We start from the raw sequence: 16,188 nt of genomic DNA, 5'->3' as shown, positions 1-16,188 counted from the left end.
CCTACGTTCCGTGTGTCCTCACTCCGCATCCCCGACCGGATCTCGACGGAGCAGGACGCACTCACCTCATGTCTTCGACCGCATCATCCCCCTCACCTTCCTCCCCGGCCCCCTCCCCCGCCGTACCGGACGGCCCGCACACCTCCAGGGGCCGCACGGGGAGCGGGACACCGCTGATCCTGGCCGCCGCCACCCTGTGGGGCACCACCGGCACGGTGGCCTCCTTCGCCCCCGCCGGTGCTTCACCCCGCTGCGGAGGTACGGGCCCAGCCACGTTCAGCGAGGTGGTGACGTCAGTGGACGATCTTCCGGCGCCCCTCACCGCCGCCCGGCACCACCCCCTCACCGCCACCCGGAGCGTCCGACACCGTCCTCCCAGCGGGCCCCACCGGCGGCCCACCCGTCCCGACGCCGGTCCGCCCCCCTTCCGTCGCGCGGGCCGTGTGCTGACGAACTGTTAGGACTCTTGACAGACCAGTGGTCTAGTCCAAACATAAGCATGTCGATCCGACCGGGATGCACTGTGGGGGTGTGACCACCGGCGGCTGAGGCACTGCCATGCCCTGCCATGCTCCGCTCCACCCCCGCTCCGTACGGCGCGCGCTTCCGCACGCCGCCCGCGTCCACGCGAGTCGGTGGGCCTTCGCACGCCCGCACACCCCCGCACTTCCCCGTACTCCCGGTTCCGACCCGGTCCCGGGGCCGCCGCCGACCCCACACGGCCGCCCCACCCGGACCGACCGCACCTCCCCAACGTCCTGCCCCACCAAGTCTGTTGGAGAATCCATGCGCCTCCGCCGAACAGTCCAGGCCGTGTTGACGGCCTGCGCCACGCTGGCCGCCTCGGCCGGCCTGGTCGCCGCCGGGACGAGCTCCGCCCAGGCCGCCACCCCGCTCCCCAGCCGGGTCTTCGCCCCCTACTTCGAGTCCTGGACCGGCCAGAGCCCGGCCCAGCTGGCCGCGCAGTCCGGCGCCAAGCACCTGACCATGGCGTTCCTCCAGGCCGCCACCAAGGGCTCCTGCACGCCGTACTGGAACGGCGACACCTCCAAGCCGGTGTCCTCCTCCACATTCGGCGCGGACATCGCGACCATCCGCGCCAACGGCGGGGACGTGATCCCGTCCTTCGGCGGCTACACCGCCGACAACACCGGCACCGAGATCGCCGACAGCTGCACCGACGTCAACCAGATCGCGGCCGCCTTCCAGAACGTGATCACCACCTACGACGTCAGCCGGATCGACCTCGACATCGAGGACAACTCGCTGACCAACACCGCCGGGATCGACCGCCGCAACAAGGCCATCAAGCTCGTGCAGGACTGGGCCGCCGCCAACGGGCGGAACATCCAGTTCTCCTACACGCTGCCCACCACCACCTCCGGGCTGGCCAGCAGCGGTCTCGCGGTGCTGAAGAACGCGGTCAGCAACAACGCGCGGATCGATGTCGTCAACATGATGACCTTCGACTACTACGACAACGCCGCCCACGACATGGCGGCCGACACCCAGACCTCCGCGCAGGGCCTCTACAACCAGCTCGCCAAGCTCTACCCGTCCAAGACCCCCGCCCAGCTGTGGGGTTCGATCGGGATCACCGAGATGATCGGTGTCGACGACTTCGGTCCGGCCGAGACCTTCACCCTGGCCAACGCCACCACCGTGTACAACTGGGCGGTCTCCAAGGGCATCAACACGCTGTCCTTCTGGGCTCTCCAGCGCGACAACGGCGGCTGCCCGGGCACGGCCGGCAACGACAACTGCTCCGGGATCGCCCAGAACACCTGGGACTTCACCCACGTCTTCGCGCCGTTCACCAGCGGCTCGACCGTGAGCAACGACTTTTCGGTGTCGGCCAGCCCGAACTCCGCCACGGTCGCGGCCGGTTCGTCCACCTCGGCCACCATCGCGACGGCCGTGACGGCGGGCTCCGCGCAGAGCGTCAACCTCACGGTCAGCGGCGCCCCGGCCGGCGTCACCGCCACCGTCACCCCCGGCAGCGTCACCGCCGGCAACAGCGCCACGCTGAACATCAGCACCACCTCCTCGGTGACGCCCGGGAGTTACCCGATCACGGTCACCGGCTCGGCGGCCTCCGGCAGCCACACCGGCACCTTCACCCTGACCGTCACCGGCACCCAGCCCGGCAATGACTTCTCGGTCGCCGTGAACCCGAACTCCGGTACGGTCGCTGCTGGTTCGTCCGTCTCGGCGACCATCTCGACGGCGGTCACGGCTGGCTCGGCGCAGAACCTCAACCTCGCGGTCGTCAGCCAGCCCGTCCCCGGCATCACCGCCACCATCACCCCCGGCAGCGTCACCGCCGGCAACAGCGCCACCCTGAACATCTCCACCACCTCGGCCGTGACTCCGGGCACCTACCCGCTGGGCATCAGCGCCACCGGGGCCTCCGGCAACCACATCGCGTCCTACACGCTGACCGTCACCGGGACCACGCCGACCACCGGCCTGGTCAACGGCGACCTGGAGAGCGGCAGTCTGACCCCGTGGACCTGCCAGAGCGGCGGCGCCGTGGTCTCCACCCCGGTCCACTCCGGCACCAAGGCCCTCCAGGCCGCGGCCACCGCCGCCCAGACCGGCGAGTGCGCGCAGACCGTCACGCTGAAGCCCAACACCAGCTACACCCTGAGCGGTTGGGTGCAGGGCAACTACGCCTACATCGGCGTCAACGGCGGCGCCACCGCCAGCGCGTGGGCCAACTCCTCCGGCTGGACCAAGGTGTCCGTCCCCTTCACCACCGGCGCCAACGGCACCGTCTCCGTGTACCTGCACGGCTGGTACGGCCAGGGCAACGTGTACGGGGATGACTTCTCCATCGCCTGAGGCCGCCCCGGGTGGCGAATGACGATTGACGAGTAACGGATAACGGATGACAGCTGACAGATTTCAACATCTGTCAGCTGTCATCTGTCTTCTGTTCGCTGTTACCCGTTCGCTGTCATCCGTCCGCCGTCAGTCGTCCGGCCGCGGCCTGCCGCCCGTCTCCTGTCAGCCCCCCCGCCGCCGCCCGCATCCGCTCCGGTCGGCACAGCGCCAGGTAGACCACCGTCGCCAGCACTCCGCAGACCAGGACCACCAGCGCCAGCAGCACCGCCGACGGCTGACCGCCGAGGCTGCTCAGCGGCGCGACCACCGCGGCGCACAGGAAGTTGCCCGTCCCGAGCAGCGCCGACGCGGTACCCGCCACCTGCGGCTCGACCAGGCCGAGCGCCTGGGCGGCGGTGTTCGGCAGCAGCACGCCCAGGCTGCCCATCATCACGAACAGCGGCGGGCAGAACCCGGCCAGTCCGAAGTCCCACACCGTGGTCAACAGCACCAGCGCCACCCCGGCGGCGACCGCCGCCGCGAGGCTGCCCAGCATCAGCACCCGCTGAGTGAAGCGCGGCGCCAGTACGCGCCCGTTCACCTGGGTCATCACCACGATCGCGAACGAGTTCAGCCCGAACAGCAGGCTGTAGGTCTGCGGCGAGACCTGGTACACGTGTTGGAGCACCGTCGACGACCCGCTGATGTAGCCGAACAGCGCCCCGAAGGCGAGGGAGCTGGTCAGCGCCAGCCCGAGGAACGGCAGGTTGCCCAGCAGCCGTCCCATCGTCCGCAGGGTCGCGCCCACCCCGCCGCGGTCCCGGGTCTCCGGCGGCAGCGTCTCGCGCAGCACCCCGAACGAGACCAGGGTGAGCAGCAGCCCGAGCGCCGTCAGCACGCCGAAGGTGCCGCGCCACGAGGTGAACCGCATCAGCTGCGCGCCGATGATCGGCGCGAGGATCGGCGCCAGCCCGGATATCAGGGCGATCGAGGCGAGGAAGCGCAGCAGCGCGACGCCCTGGAAGCGGTCCCGGGAGACGGCGCGTCCGATCACCAGCCCGGCGGACCCGGCCGCGCCCTGGACGAAGCGGGCGGCGATCAGCACGGCCAGGTTCGGCGCGAACACGCACACCACGCTGGACAGGGTGTAGAGGACGAGCCCGGCGAGCAGCGGCACCCGGCGCCCGTAGCGGTCGCTGAGCGGCCCGAAGAGCAGCTGCCCGGCGGCGACCCCGAACATCGAGAAGGTCAGGGTGAGCTGGACGGCGGCCGGCTGGGCGACCAGGTCGTCGGCGATCGCGGGCAGGCCCGGCAGGTAGAGGTCGGTGGTGAGCGGACCGAGCGCGGTGAGGCCGCCGAGGGCGGCGATCACGGCCCAGCCGGGACGGGTCTGGCCGGTGGCGGGTGCGGCGACGGATGCGGGGGCGGCGGTGGTGGCGGCAGCGGTCGACGTGTCGTCGGTGGGGCCGACGGTCGGGCCGGGCATGGTTCTCCTTACGGACGGGCGACGTGGGGTTCGTTCGCGCTCCGTCCTACCGCAGCACGGTCCGGTTCCGACAGCGGGGGTACGTGCTGTCCGGCTGCGGGGGTGCGCCGGGCGGATCGCCGGGCGCCCGTTTCCGGCCCGCACACGGCGACGGCCCACCCGCACCTTCCGGTGCCCGGCGGGCCGTTCCGTTCCCCGGTCGCGGCGACCAGGAGTGCTCAGAGGTGTTCAGGGGTCCCCGGGAGTGCTCAGGAGTACTCGGGTGCCCCGCCGGACTCAGCGCTTGGCGACGTGCTCGGCGCGCAGCGCCGCCTGCACCGCCGCGCCGTCCTGCCACGCGTAGAGCTGGTTGCCGGTCAGCGCCACGTTGTAGTACCCGCAGGTGCCGATGACCTTGGTCGCGACGCCCTCGGGGAACCAGCCGGCCTTGAGCGACTCCGGCACCGGGTGCGCGCTCTTGCCCGGCTGCCCGGCGGTGCAGCCGACGGGCAGCCGCTCCTCCGGGAGGGTGGCGCGCAGCAGGCGGTCGTCGCCCCTGGTGGACATCAGGTACTTCACCCCGGAGGCGTTGTCGGGCAGCCAGGTCGGCATCGACCGGCGGTCGGCCTTGGCCTGGGTGCCGGTCTCGTACGAGCCCTGCTGCTGGTGGTGCTCGTCGTACCAGTCGGACACCCGCGGGCCGATTGCCACGGCCGCCACGGCGACGGCCATGCCGGTACCAGCGACTCCCAGCGCGACCTTGCTCACGATGCCCTTCATGCCCGGCTGTCCTCTCCGTGTCGTGACCGGTGCGGCCGTCGCCGACCGCTCGTCTCCGCCGCCGGCGGCCGCTCAGGTCCGCGTCGCCGGCCCGGTCGGCGCGCTCCACCGTCCAGTGCAACCATCGTGGCCCGTCCCGACCCGTCGGATCGTCACCACCAGGTCGCGATCTTGTCTCCAACCCACGGGGTACCTTCTCCACCTTCAGGCGTATGTCCTTCGGCAGGGACCCTGAGGCCCGCAGGTCCGGGGCCCCGCGGTCTCGGACGCGTGCCGCTCCGGCGCCCAGGCCGGCACGCCCGGGTCGAGCGCGGCCCGAGCCCCGGTCGAGCCTCGCTCAAGCCCGGCGCCGCCGCAGCCCGGCCTGCTGCACCCGGGGGCACCGGTACCCCCGGATCGCGGACCGCCCGTCGCTCAGACCGCCGCCGGTACCGGCCTGGCCAGCGGGAACGGGCGGCCGTCGAGGGTCCAGTGCGGGTCGATCGGGCGCAGCAGGGAGGCGTACACCTGCGCGGCGACGTCCGGGTGGCGGATCTCGCCGGTGGGCGGGCCGGCCGGGATGCCGTGCCCGGCGCAGGCGACCCAGGCCGTCCGCTCCTCGACCGTACGGCCGCCGTGGCCGCCGGCGTCCACGTGCCCGTGGTCGGTGACGACGATGACCGTCCACTGCTCCTCGGCGTAGGTCGCCCGGCCGCGGACCGCGTCGAGGAGGCGGCCGAGGCGCTCGTCGGCGGTGCGCATGGACGCGCGGTACTCGTCGCCGCAGCCCAGGAAGTGGGCGGTCTCGTCGACGGCGCCGAGGTAGACGAAGGAGGCCTCGGGGTCGGCGGCGCCGAGGACGTGGACGGCCTCCCGGACGACCTCCTCGTCCACCGCCTCCCAGGCCTCGGGGGTGTCCTCGGCGGGGGCCACGTAGGAGAGCCGGCCGGGGGCGCGGAACAGCGGGCCGCCGGACTCGTTGATCATCAGCGGGTCCCAGCCGGCCGCGACGAAGGTGCGGCGCCGGTCGCCCCGGGCGAGGCGGGTGGCGAAATCGGGGAACACGTCGAGCCGGTTGCCGCCCAGGTGGTTGCCCCAGACCCCGTGCTTGGCGGGCTCGACCCCGGTCACGATGGTGGTCCAGCACGGCCCGGACATGGTGGGCGTGCCGTCCGCGACGGTGACCGGCACCAGGAACCCGGCCGCGGCGACCTCCTCCAGGCGCGGCATCGGCACCTGCGCCAGGTAGTCGTGGCGGACACCGTCGATCCCGACGACGAGCACGCGGGGGCGGGGCCACTGGGCAGCGGACATGGGGCGTTCCTTTCGGTCGTGCGCACTCGGCCGCGCCCGCCGAGGGCGCCGCCGACCGCGCCATGCTCCACCGACCGCCGTACCGGTCGGCGTCACCTCACCGAACGCCGGGTGTCCACGAGGTGTCGGAAGAGCGCCGGGGAGCCGCCGGGGACCGTACGGAACGGGCCGCCCCGCCGACCGTGCCGACGCCGAGGGCTCCGGGCGGCGGGCTCCGGGCGACTGGGCGGCGGGCTCCGGGCGGCGGGGCGGCGGGCTCCGGGCGGCGGGGCGGCAGGCGGGGAGGCGGCAGGTCGGCGCTACGGACGGCGGGGCAGGTCGGGGCTGCCGGCGGCGGGGCGGGTCACGACTGCGGGCGGAACTCGTGGACCACCTCGATGCGGCCGACGATGTGCCGGTTGAACTCGGCCAACTCCTCGGCGGGCACCCAGAGTTCGAGGATCGTCCGGCCGCCCGCCCGCTGGACGGGGTAGCGGGCGAGGAAGGCGGTGTCGACCTCGAAGCGGGTGACGTAGCCGACGCCGGAGGCGGGCACGTTCCAGTCCCGGGCGATCCGGATCGCGTAGTCCTCGTTGAGGACGGGGTAGAAGATCGGCTGCTCGGGCAGGCGGGGCGGCCAGGCGCGCCGGTCGGCGGCCTCGACCAGGGCCAGCTCCTCCGGGCCGGTGGGGCGCCAGAGGGTGGTGGTCGGGGGCCGCGTCGGGACGTACTGGCTGGTCATGGCAGGGACGGTAGCCGGGCCGCGACGGGCCCGGCCACCGGTTTTCCCGGGCCGGGAAGGGCGGGCGGCGGCCCGTCAGCGGTAGGCGGACTCGCCGGTGATGGCCTCGCCGAGGACCAGGGTGTGGATCTCACTGGTGCCCTCGTAGGTGAGCACCGACTCCAGGTTGTTGGCGTGCCTCAGCACCGGGTACTCGGTGGTGATGCCATTGGCGCCGAGGACGGTCCGGGCGCTGCGGGCGATCTCCAGCGCGGTGCGGACGTTGTTGAGCTTGCCGAAGCTGATGTGCGGCGGGCGGGCCGCGCCCTGCTCCTTGAGCCGGCCGATCCGCAGCGCGACCAGGTAGGCCTTCTCGACCTCCAGCATCATCTCGACCAGCTTCTGCTGGGTCAGCTGGAAGCCCGCGATCGGGCGGTCGAACTGGATCCGGCTCTTGGCGTAGTCCAGGGCGGCGGTGTAGCAGTCGCGGGCGGCTCCGACGGTGCCCCAGAGGATGCCGTAGCGGGCCTCGTTGAGGGAGGAGAGCGGTCCGCGCAGGCCGACCACCCCGGGCAGCACGGCGTCGGCGGGCAGCACCACCTCGTCGAAGGCCAGCTCGCTGGTGACGGAGGCGCGCAGCGAGAGCTTGCCGTGCACGTCGGTGGCGGTCAGGCCGCGAGTGCCGCGCTCGATCAGGAAGCCGCGCACGCCCTCCTCGGTCTGCGCCCAGACCACGGCGACGTCGGCGATGCTGCCGTTGGTGATCCACATCTTGCTGCCGGACAGCACCCAGTCGCCGCCCTCACCGCCCTTCCGCACCGCCCGGGTCCGCATGTTGGCGGGGTCGGAGCCGAAGTCCGGCTCGGTGAGGCCGAAGCAGCCGATCAGTTCACCGGCGGCCATGCCGGGCAGCCAGCGCTGCTTCTGCTCCTCCGAGCCGAAGGCATGGATCGAACGCATGGCGAGCGAGCCCTGGACGGAGACGAAGCTGCGCAGCCCGGAGTCGGCCGCCTCCAGCTCCATGCAGGCCACCCCGTACGCCACCGCGTCGGCGCCCGCGCAGCCGTAGCCGTCGAGGTGCATGCCGAGCACGCCCAGGGCGCCGAGCTCGGGGGCAAGCTCGCGGACCGGGAAGACCCCGCGCTCGAACCAGTCACCGATGTGCGGGCGGATGTGCTCCTCCGTGAACCGGCGGACGGTGTCGCGGATCAGCCGCTCCTCGTCCGAGAGCAGGTCGCCGACGGCGAGCAGGTCGGACGGGTCGATCCGGGTCGGCTTCGTCATCGAAGCTCCTTGTACTCTCGGCGGAATACCAGCGGAATACCGGCGAGTATCGCGCACCCGGCCGAGTGGTGGGCGGGCGCGAACGAGTGAGGATGGCGACATGTCCGACGGTGCGTACGTGATCGGCGAGGTGACGGCCCAGGAGCTGGACGACTCGGCGGAGGAGTTCGCCGGGCTCCTGGTGGAGACCGTGCACGGCGGCGCCTCGATCGGGTTCCTCGCCCCGCTGGCGCCCGACGAGGCCACGACGTGGTGGCGGGCGCTCGGCCCGGACCTCGCGGCCGGCCGGCTGGTGCTGTGGACCGCCCGGAACCGGGCCGACGGACGGCTGGCCGGCACGGTGCAGCTGCGGCCCGCCACCACCGCGAACGGCCGCCACCGGGGCGAGGTGGCCAAGCTGATGGTGCACCCCGCCGATCGCGGGCACCGGCTGGCGGGACGGCTGCTGGCGGCCCTGGAGGAACGGGCGGTGGAGCTGGGCATCCGGCTACTGGTGCTGGACACCGAGACCGGGAGCCCGGCGGAGCGGCTCTACGAGGGGGCGGGCTGGACCCGGGTCGGCTCGGTGCCGGACTTCGCGGCCGACCCGGCGGGCGTGCTCCGGCCGACCACCATCTTCTTCAAGTCGCCGACGCGCTGACGGGTCGACGGGCCGGGCGGGCGAAGCGGGCCGGGCGGGCCGGGCGGGCCGAGGAACACAGCGGATCGGATCGGAACGGAACGGGAGCAGGGCATGGCACGTTGGGCGCTGGTCGTGGAGGAGACGGTGGGCACCGGGCACGACCGGACCTGGGGCAGCAAGGTGCTCGCCGAGGTCGAGGGCAGCCGTGAGGAGGCCGTCGAGGAGCTGAAGCGACTCGTCCCCTCCTACACCCCACAGCACCCGTTCAACAGCCGGCGGCGGACGCTGCTCCGCGACGGGGACACCTACCTGCTGGTCTCGCAGGGGAGCATGCGCGACTACCACTGCGTGTTCAAGGTGTGGGAGCTGCTGTGGGACAGCGAGCGGCCGGAGGTCCAGGCGGAGCGCCTGGCCGAGGGGGACGCGGAGGACGGGTGACGGAGGGCGGGTGACAGCGAACAGATGACAGCCGACAGATAACAGATAACAGATTTCAAACTCTGTCAGCTGTCAGCCGTCACCCCACCCCGCAGAGCCGCAGCACCGCCGTCGTCGCCGCACCGGCGACCACCACCACCGGGAACGGTGCCCGGCGCAGCGCGAGCACCCCTGCGGCCAGCACGCCCGCCGGGCGGGCCCACCCCGCGAAGCCGTGCCCCTGGGTCAGCGCGCCGGTCGCGACCAGGGCCACGAGCAGCACCGTCGCCGCGACGGCCAGCAGGTGCCGCAGTCGCTCCGAGAGGGCAAGCCGGCCGGCGAGCAGCGGCCCGGCGAGCCGGTAGGCGTACGTTCCGGCCGCGAGCAGCAGAACGGCGTACAGCGGCATCATCGAACCGTCTCCTTCTCGCTCTTCACGGCACTCTCCCCGCCCACCGCGTTCTCCACGTTCTGCTCGTCCGCGGCACTCCGGGCCGCCTCCCCCGCCGCCGGCCGTCCGGCGAACAGCAGCCCGACGAGGGCCAGCAGCACCGGCAGCCCGGCCGGGACGAACGGCGTGGCGGCGACCGCGACCACCGCTCCCACCAGCGCCGCCGTACGGATGCGGCGGTCCACGAGCGAGGGCAGGACGAGGGCGAGCAGCACCGCTGGGAAGGCCGCGTCCAGGCCGAGCGCGTCCGTGTCGCCGAGCAGCCCGCCCGCGAGCGCGCCGAGCAGCACCGAGACGTTCCAGACCACGAACAGCGCGATCCCGCAGAGCCAGTACACGGCGTGGCGCCGGCGCGGCTCGTTCTGCTGCAGGGCGAAGGCGGCGGTCTCGTCGGTGAGCAGCTGCGCGCCCAGCAGGCGCCGCCACCAGGGGCCGTCGAGCACGTCGGCCACGGTGAAGCCGAAGGGCAGCAGCCGGGCGTTGAGCACCAGCCCGGTGGCGACCGCGGCGAGGGCGCCGCCGCCGGAGAGCACCACGCCGACCGCCGCGAACTGGGAGCCGCCCGCGAACACCAGGACGGAGAGGGCGACCGGCACCCAGAGCGGCAGACCGCCGGAGACGCTGATCGCGCCGAAGGAGGCGCCGACGAGGGCATCGGCCAGGCAGACCAGAGCGACGTCCCGGAGGGTGGCGCGCTCCAGTGTTCGGAGTAGCGAACGCATGTTCATTAGAGTGAACCGCTCCACCCTCGTTCGTCAAGGCGAACAGGCGGACCGATCCGGCGAACGATGGCCGACGCGGTCGGTACGGTCGGCGCGACCGACCGTGGCAGCATGAACGGCGGCATCGGCCGCACCGGGAGCCGTGGACGTGGAAGGGGCCAGGAGGAAGCGTGAGTGGCGAGCATGAGTGACCAGACCACCCCGGCCACGGGCCCCGACGGCAGCACCGGCAACCGCCCCGGCGGCGGCAGCACCGGCGGCAACGGCAACGGGAACGGCACCGAGCTGATCGGCCAGATCGCCGCCTCGATCCGGCGCGAGCGCGAGCGCAGCGGCCTGTCGATGGCCGAGCTGGCCCGGCGTGCGGGCATCGCCAAGTCCACCCTGTCCCAGCTGGAGTCGGGCGCGGGCAACCCCAGCGTGGAGACGCTCTGGGCACTCGGGGTCGCGCTGAACGTGCCGTTCAGCCGGCTGGTCGACCCGCCTCGCCCGGTGGTCAAGGTGATCCGGGTCGGCGAGGGCCCGGTGACCCACTCCGAGCGTGCCGACTACGCCGCCACCGTGCTCTCCTCCTGCCCGCCCAACGCCCGGCGCGACATCTACCGGATCGAGGCGCAGCCGGGCGAGACCAGGGCCTCCGACCCGCACATGCCCGGCACCGTCGAGCACGTGCTGATCGGTGCCGGGCGGGCGCTGGTCGGGCCGACGGAGGCGCCGGTGGAACTGGGCCCGGGCGACTACGTGAGCTACCCGGGCGACGCTCCGCACGTGTTCCGCGCCCTGGCCCCGGACACCCTCGCGGTGATCGTCATGGAACACATCTGACGACCAGTCAACATCCCCTTGCGGGCACGAACTACTTCAACATCCCGTCCAGGAAGGGATTTCCGAACACCCGGTGCGGGTCGTGGCGGTCCAGGACGGCGACCGCCTCGTCCCAGCCGGGCCCGCCGCCGGCCCGCAAACTGTCGGGGATGGCCCGGCCGATCATGTCCGGGTCGGACCAGGCGGCGGCGTCGGTGTAGGCCCAGCCCTTGGACCACTCGACCCGAAGGCCCGCCCGGGTGCCGTCGAAGGTGCGCAGCAGCCACTGCTCCAACTCCCGGGCGAAGCGCTCCAGTCCGGGGGTGCCGGGGAAGGCCAGGACGTCCAGCCAGACCGCCGTGTCCCACTCGGGACGGTCGGCGCGCGGGCGCAGTGCGGACAGCAGCGGGGGCCGGGCGCCGGGGACGCCGGAGGCGGCCGGGTCGTCCAGGCCGGTGACCCGGATCTCCACCGCGCCGTTCACCGGGAACTCGCCCCGGGCCTGGAAGGCGGCGAGCAACTCCCGGTAGTAGGCGGCGAATTCGCTCACCACCCACTGGAGGTCGGCGCGCTTGGTGAGGATCGCGTAGCCGTTGGCGGTGACCCGCAGGGTGGTCGGGCGGACGTACTGGAGCAGGGCACGGGAAGGGCCCCAGAGGTCGGAGTGCAGTCCGCCGGCGAGCAGGTGGGTGAGCACCTCGCCGCTGAGCAGCCGGCGCAGCAGGTCGCCGGAGAGCAGGATGTCCGTGATGTCGCCGGTGAGCCCCACCTTCGCGACCAGGTACTGGAGTTGGCCGAACAGCGGGGCCGATGCCCAGGCGCCGGCGACGATCTCCCCGGCGAGCCGGGCGACCGGCTCCGGAATGCTGTCCGAGAAGGGGTAGTTGTAGGGGCGGTCGACGGAGAGGGAGCCGAGCGGCTTGTTCGGGGTGACGCTCCAGGTCTTGAGCCAGGGGTACTCGGTGTAGGCGAACCAGATCGCCTCGACCCGGCCGTCGCGGTCCACGAACTCGGCGAGCGTGCGCGGGCCGCTCCCGCCGCCGAGGACGCCGCCCAGCACTCCCCCGAGCACTCCGCCGAGCCCGCCGCCGGTCCCGGTGCCGCTGCCGCTGCCCGGGCGGGCGAAGAGCTCGCTCGCCGGGATGTCGAGCCGGCTGACGCAGCGCAAGGGGCGGTCGGCGCCGGCCCGCAGCACCACCTCGGTGAGGAAGGCCCGGCCCAGGTGCACCAGGAAGGCGGCGCTGTCGGCCTCGGAGCGGTCGAAGGTGCGCAGCGTGTAGCGGCCGGTGGCCGGGTCGAGGACGACGGCGGTGAGCCGGACGACCTGGTTGCTGACCGAGCCGTAGCCGTGCCCCTCCGGCCGCGCCTCCCCGACCGCCGCGGTGGCGGTGCCGTGGCCGCCGATGGCGAGCACGCCGCCGACGGTGAGCTCGCCGGGGGCGGGGCAGGCGGTCAGGCCCAGGCCGCGCTGGGCCAGGTGCGCGAGCAGGGCCTCCATGGTGGCGCCGGTCTGCACCCGGACGGTGCCGGGCGAGTCGGCGCTGATGGCGGTGAGGTACCGGCTGGTGTCCACGAGCAGGACCCGGGCGCTCTCCGGGGTCCCGGCGGCGACGGTGAGCGGCGCCCAGGTGTGCCGGTAGCCGGAGGCGCGCAGCCGCCAGCCGTTGGCGTGCGCCCAGTCGGCGAGGGCCGGGACCTCCTCGGGGGTGCGCGGCGCGCAGGTCCACAGCTGGTCGGTGCGGATCTCGCCGGACCAGTTCTGGAAGACCCGCTGGTAGAGCTCGGTGCCGGCGGGCAGCCCGGGCGGTACGGGCGTGGCGGCCTCGGCGCTGTCCGGGCCGACGGTGCCGCGCAGCAGCCAGGCCGCGCCGCCGAGCACCGCCGACGCGCCCAGCAGCTGTCGGCGGGTGAGGCCGTCGGTGGTGCTCCTCCGCGGGCCCGCCGGGGCCGCCGGGGCCGTCGACGAGGCTCTCGCCGGGGCCTGCGCCCGGGCGCCCGCGGAGGCCTCCGTCGGGGCGTCCGCAGCGGCGTCCACCTGGGCGTTCATGCGGGTATTCATGGGGGTCATCCCCTCCGGTGTCGCCCCGTCACCCGTTCCGCCCATCGGGCCGTGTCCTGTGGTCATCCGTCCGTCCGCCCCTTCGCGCTGGTCCCCCCGGGCCGAGCTGCGGCGATCCGGGTCCGGCCGGAGTCCGCCCGGCCCGGTCTGGAGCGTATGGAGGGGCGTACGGCCGTTTGAAGCACCCGCCGGGGATCTCACTCCTTCGAGTGAGATCGGTCCGATCCGCCCCGGGAACCCCGTCCACCTGCACAGCTCCTCGTCCGGACTCTGTTGCCCGGCTCCTCGGCGGGCGCATAGGTTGATCGCGATCACCCCACCCCCCCGCCGGAGGCCCCGCCATGCCCTCGTCCGCGAACCCGCCCGTGCCCGCGCGTCCCGTGCCCGGGCCGCTGACGGTCACCGTCGCCCAGCCCGTCTGCGCCGCCGCCGGCCGTCCGGACACCGTGTCCGAGAACGTGGCCCTGCACGCCGAGGCGGTACGGGAGGCGGGCACCCGGCTGGTGGTGTTCCCCGAGCTGTCGCTGACCGGCTACGACCTGGCCGCACCGGCCGTCGACCCGGCGGACGCCCGGCTCGCACCGCTGGTGGCGGCCTGCGCCGCGGCCGGCGCCGTCGCCCTGGTCGGGGCGCCGGCGGTCGAGGCCGACGGGCGCGAGTCCATCGCCACGCTGGCGGTCACCGGGGAGGGCGCCGAGGTCGTCTACCGGAAGATGCGCCTGCACGGCGCCGAGGTCGAACGCTTCACCCCGGGCGGGAAGCCCGTCGTCCTGGAGCTGGACGGTCTGCGGCTCGGCCTCGCCGTCTGCGCGGACGCCGCCGATCCGACGCACGCCGAGGAGACCGCCGCGCTCGGCATCGACGCCTACGTCGCCTCCACCCTCTACGGGCCCGGCGCCGCCCAGGCCGAGCGCCGGGACGGCCACGTCCGCGACCGGGCCGCCGCCCACGGGGTGTGGTGCGTGCTCGCGACCTGCGCCGGGGCCACCGGCGAGTACCCGGACAGCTCGGGCGGCTCCGGCGTCTGGGCCCCGGGCGGCGGCCTCGTCGCCCAGGCCGGTACCGCCCCGGGCGAGCTGGTCCGCGCCGAGGTGGCCCGTACCGGCCTGCCCCGGCAGTAGGCGCCGGGCCCGAACCGGGACCAGAACCGGAACCGGGTCACCCCCACCGGAAATACCCGGGCCCCGCTCGCGGCTGTGGTGATCGGAGATCCGTTCCGGGCCCGGTCGGGCCCGTACAGGAGGTGCAGCGCGCGATGGGTGGCCAGCAGGAGAAGCCGCAGGAGTACCGGATCGAGCACGACTCGATGGGCGAGGTCCGGGTGCCGGCCGACGCGAAGTGGCAGGCGCAGACGCAGCGGGCAGTGGAGAACTTCCCGGTGTCCGGTCAGCGGCTGGAGCGGGCGCACATCGCCGCGCTGGCCCGGATCAAGGCGGCAGCCGCCCGGGTGAACGCCCGGCTCGGGGTGCTGGACGAGGAGACGGCGGAGGCGATCGCGGCGGCGGCCGAGGAGGTCGCGGAGGGGCGCTGGGACGACCAGTTCCCGGTGGACGTGTTCCAGACCGGCTCGGGCACCTCGTCCAACATGAACACCAACGAGGTGATCGCCACCCTGGCCGGGGAGCGGCTGGGCCGGCCCGTCCACCCGAACGACCACGTCAACGCCAGCCAGTCGTCCAACGACGTCTTCCCGTCCTCGATCCACATCGCCGCCACCGGCGCCGTCACCCACGACCTGGTCCCGGCGCTGGAGCACCTCGCGGAGGCGTTGGAGCGCAAGGCGGCCGAGTTCGCCCGGGTGGTCAAGTCGGGTCGCACCCACCTGATGGACGCCACGCCCGTCACGCTCGGCCAGGAGTTCGGCGGCTACGCGGCGCAGGTGCGGCACGGGCGGGAGCGGCTGCTGGCCACCCTCCCCCGGGTGGCCGAACTCCCGCTCGGCGGCACGGCGGTGGGCACCGGGATCAACACCCCGCCCGGCTTCCCGGAGGCCGTCATCGCGGAGGTCGCCCGCGCCACCGACCTGCCGCTGACCGAGGCCAGGAACCATTTCGAGGCGCAGGGCGCGCGGGACGCCCTGGTCGAACTGAGCGGTCAACTGCGCACGGTGGCGGTCGGGTTCACGAAGATCGCGAACGACCTGCGGTGGATGGGCTCCGGTCCGCGCACCGGGCTCGGCGAGATCAACCTGCCGGACCTCCAGCCGGGTTCGTCGATCATGCCGGGCAAGGTGAACCCGGTGCTGCCCGAGGTCGTGCTGATGGTCGCCGCCCAGGTGGTGGGCAACGACGCGACGGTCACCCTGGCGGGCGCGAGCGGCAACTTCGAGCTGAACGTGATGCTCCCGGTGCTCGCCCGCAACGTGCTGGAGTCGGTGCGGCTGCTCGCCAACAGCGCCCGGCTGCTGGCCGACCGGACGGTGGACGGCATCACCGCCAACGTCGAACGGGCCCGGGAGTACGCGGAGTCCTCACCTTCGGTGGTGACCCCGCTGAACCGCTACATCGGGTACGAGGAGGCCGCGAAGGTCGCCAAGCAGGCGCTGGCCGAACGCAAGACGATCCGTCAGGTGGTGCTGGAGCGCGGCTACGTCGAACAGGGCAGGCTCACCGTGGAGCAGCTGGACGAGGCGCTGGACGTGCTGCGGATGACGCACCCCTAGCGGGCCGGGCCGGCCGGCGGCTGTGACACGGCTTGGTCCCGGTCGCCGGCCGCGCCTTCGCCGGAGGACGCGCGCCGGGGCGCGGCGGGCGGTTGCGCCCCTG

General features: G+C 73.5%; 14 protein-coding genes. 6 read left to right on the top strand and 8 right to left on the bottom strand.

What is annotated here, in order from left to right:
* Nucleotides 1–786 precede the first annotated feature (786 nt).
* A complete protein-coding gene (locus ACFU7Z_RS20460; protein ID WP_380778681.1) occupies nucleotides 787–2,844 on the top strand; it encodes a glycosyl hydrolase family 18 protein in 2,058 nt (685 codons plus the stop codon).
* A 115-nt stretch (nucleotides 2,845–2,959) separates the two neighbouring features.
* On the opposite strand, the gene ACFU7Z_RS20455 is transcribed toward ACFU7Z_RS20460, so the two are convergent.
* The 5 genes from ACFU7Z_RS20455 to ACFU7Z_RS20435 all read right to left on the bottom strand — a co-directional run bounded on the left by ACFU7Z_RS20455 (nucleotide 2,960) and on the right by ACFU7Z_RS20435 (nucleotide 8,348).
* Nucleotides 2,960–4,312 (bottom strand): multidrug effflux MFS transporter, encoded by a 1,353-nt coding sequence (locus ACFU7Z_RS20455; RefSeq protein WP_380778679.1) that lies wholly within the window; start codon nucleotides 4,310–4,312, stop codon nucleotides 2,960–2,962.
* 276 nt (nucleotides 4,313–4,588) lie between these two features.
* Nucleotides 4,589–5,071, bottom strand: coding sequence for a hypothetical protein (locus tag ACFU7Z_RS20450; RefSeq protein WP_049657923.1), 483 nt, complete (start codon nucleotides 5,069–5,071; stop codon nucleotides 4,589–4,591).
* 414 nt (nucleotides 5,072–5,485) lie between these two features.
* Entirely contained in the window at nucleotides 5,486–6,364 is an 879-nt protein-coding gene (locus ACFU7Z_RS20445; RefSeq protein ID WP_117490852.1) for an alkaline phosphatase family protein, read from the bottom strand.
* A 343-nt stretch (nucleotides 6,365–6,707) separates the two neighbouring features.
* Complete coding sequence (locus ACFU7Z_RS20440) at nucleotides 6,708–7,085, bottom strand: hypothetical protein (RefSeq protein ID WP_049652263.1); 378 nt, start codon at nucleotides 7,083–7,085, stop codon at nucleotides 6,708–6,710.
* A gap of 75 nt (nucleotides 7,086–7,160) precedes the next feature.
* On the bottom strand, nucleotides 7,161–8,348 hold the full coding sequence (locus ACFU7Z_RS20435; RefSeq protein ID WP_380778676.1) for an acyl-CoA dehydrogenase family protein: 1,188 nt from the start codon (nucleotides 8,346–8,348) through the stop codon (nucleotides 7,161–7,163).
* Nucleotides 8,349–8,448: 100 nt separating this feature from the next.
* On the opposite strand from ACFU7Z_RS20435, the gene ACFU7Z_RS20430 reads away from it, so the two are divergent.
* The gene (locus ACFU7Z_RS20430) at nucleotides 8,449–8,988 is read left to right on the top strand and encodes a GNAT family N-acetyltransferase (RefSeq protein WP_380778674.1); all 540 of its coding nucleotides are present in this window, start codon (nucleotides 8,449–8,451) and stop codon (nucleotides 8,986–8,988) included.
* 93 nt (nucleotides 8,989–9,081) lie between these two features.
* On the top strand, nucleotides 9,082–9,408 hold the full coding sequence (locus ACFU7Z_RS20425) for a hypothetical protein (protein WP_074004216.1): 327 nt from the start codon (nucleotides 9,082–9,084) through the stop codon (nucleotides 9,406–9,408).
* A 79-nt stretch (nucleotides 9,409–9,487) separates the two neighbouring features.
* On the opposite strand, the gene ACFU7Z_RS20420 is transcribed toward ACFU7Z_RS20425, so the two are convergent.
* On the bottom strand, nucleotides 9,488–9,796 hold the full coding sequence (locus ACFU7Z_RS20420; protein ID WP_369808302.1) for an AzlD domain-containing protein: 309 nt from the start codon (nucleotides 9,794–9,796) through the stop codon (nucleotides 9,488–9,490).
* The gene (locus ACFU7Z_RS20415; protein WP_380778672.1) at nucleotides 9,796–10,560 is read right to left on the bottom strand and encodes an AzlC family ABC transporter permease; all 765 of its coding nucleotides are present in this window, start codon (nucleotides 10,558–10,560) and stop codon (nucleotides 9,796–9,798) included. The genes ACFU7Z_RS20420 and ACFU7Z_RS20415 overlap by 1 nt, the downstream gene beginning before the upstream one ends.
* Before the next feature lie 174 nt (nucleotides 10,561–10,734).
* On the opposite strand from ACFU7Z_RS20415, the gene ACFU7Z_RS20410 reads away from it, so the two are divergent.
* Nucleotides 10,735–11,385 (top strand): helix-turn-helix domain-containing protein, encoded by a 651-nt coding sequence (locus tag ACFU7Z_RS20410; RefSeq protein ID WP_380778670.1) that lies wholly within the window; start codon nucleotides 10,735–10,737, stop codon nucleotides 11,383–11,385.
* 31 nt (nucleotides 11,386–11,416) lie between these two features.
* Here ACFU7Z_RS20410 and ACFU7Z_RS20405 read toward each other — a convergent pair whose 3' ends face one another.
* A complete protein-coding gene (locus ACFU7Z_RS20405) occupies nucleotides 11,417–13,423 on the bottom strand; it encodes a cholesterol oxidase substrate-binding domain-containing protein (protein ID WP_380778668.1) in 2,007 nt (668 codons plus the stop codon).
* A 341-nt stretch (nucleotides 13,424–13,764) separates the two neighbouring features.
* Between ACFU7Z_RS20405 and ACFU7Z_RS20400 the strand changes: the two genes are divergently transcribed.
* Both ACFU7Z_RS20400 and ACFU7Z_RS20395 read left to right on the top strand, forming a co-directional pair.
* Entirely contained in the window at nucleotides 13,765–14,544 is a 780-nt protein-coding gene (locus tag ACFU7Z_RS20400; protein WP_380778666.1) for a carbon-nitrogen hydrolase family protein, read from the top strand.
* A gap of 134 nt (nucleotides 14,545–14,678) precedes the next feature.
* Complete coding sequence (locus tag ACFU7Z_RS20395) at nucleotides 14,679–16,085, top strand: aspartate ammonia-lyase (RefSeq protein WP_074004214.1); 1,407 nt, start codon at nucleotides 14,679–14,681, stop codon at nucleotides 16,083–16,085.
* Nucleotides 16,086–16,188: the final 103 nt, after the last annotated feature.

It is taken from the genome of Kitasatospora sp. NPDC057518 (assembly GCF_042802075.1).
Taxonomy (GTDB): domain Bacteria; phylum Actinomycetota; class Actinomycetes; order Streptomycetales; family Streptomycetaceae; genus Kitasatospora.
The sequence above is the reverse complement of the archived record's forward strand: the minus strand, read 5'-3'. Positions and strand labels throughout refer to the sequence as shown.

Bases quoted from the DNA above. Each gene is read 5' to 3' on its own strand.
- ACFU7Z_RS20460 (WP_380778681.1), top strand. From the start codon at position 787: ATGCGCCTCCGCCGAACAGTCCAGGCCGTGTTGACGGCCTGCGCCACG.
- ACFU7Z_RS20455 (WP_380778679.1), bottom strand. From the start codon at position 4,312: ATGCCCGGCCCGACCGTCGGCCCCACCGACGACACGTCGACCGCTGCC.
- ACFU7Z_RS20450 (WP_049657923.1), bottom strand. From the start codon at position 5,071: ATGAAGGGCATCGTGAGCAAGGTCGCGCTGGGAGTCGCTGGTACCGGC.
- ACFU7Z_RS20445 (WP_117490852.1), bottom strand. From the start codon at position 6,364: ATGTCCGCTGCCCAGTGGCCCCGCCCCCGCGTGCTCGTCGTCGGGATC.
- ACFU7Z_RS20440 (WP_049652263.1), bottom strand. From the start codon at position 7,085: ATGACCAGCCAGTACGTCCCGACGCGGCCCCCGACCACCACCCTCTGG.
- ACFU7Z_RS20435 (WP_380778676.1), bottom strand. From the start codon at position 8,348: ATGACGAAGCCGACCCGGATCGACCCGTCCGACCTGCTCGCCGTCGGC.
- ACFU7Z_RS20430 (WP_380778674.1), top strand. From the start codon at position 8,449: ATGTCCGACGGTGCGTACGTGATCGGCGAGGTGACGGCCCAGGAGCTG.
- ACFU7Z_RS20425 (WP_074004216.1), top strand. From the start codon at position 9,082: ATGGCACGTTGGGCGCTGGTCGTGGAGGAGACGGTGGGCACCGGGCAC.
- ACFU7Z_RS20420 (WP_369808302.1), bottom strand. From the start codon at position 9,796: ATGCCGCTGTACGCCGTTCTGCTGCTCGCGGCCGGAACGTACGCCTAC.
- ACFU7Z_RS20415 (WP_380778672.1), bottom strand. From the start codon at position 10,560: ATGCGTTCGCTACTCCGAACACTGGAGCGCGCCACCCTCCGGGACGTC.
- ACFU7Z_RS20405 (WP_380778668.1), bottom strand. From the start codon at position 13,423: ATGAATACCCGCATGAACGCCCAGGTGGACGCCGCTGCGGACGCCCCG.
- ACFU7Z_RS20400 (WP_380778666.1), top strand. From the start codon at position 13,765: ATGCCCTCGTCCGCGAACCCGCCCGTGCCCGCGCGTCCCGTGCCCGGG.
- ACFU7Z_RS20395 (WP_074004214.1), top strand. From the start codon at position 14,679: ATGGGTGGCCAGCAGGAGAAGCCGCAGGAGTACCGGATCGAGCACGAC.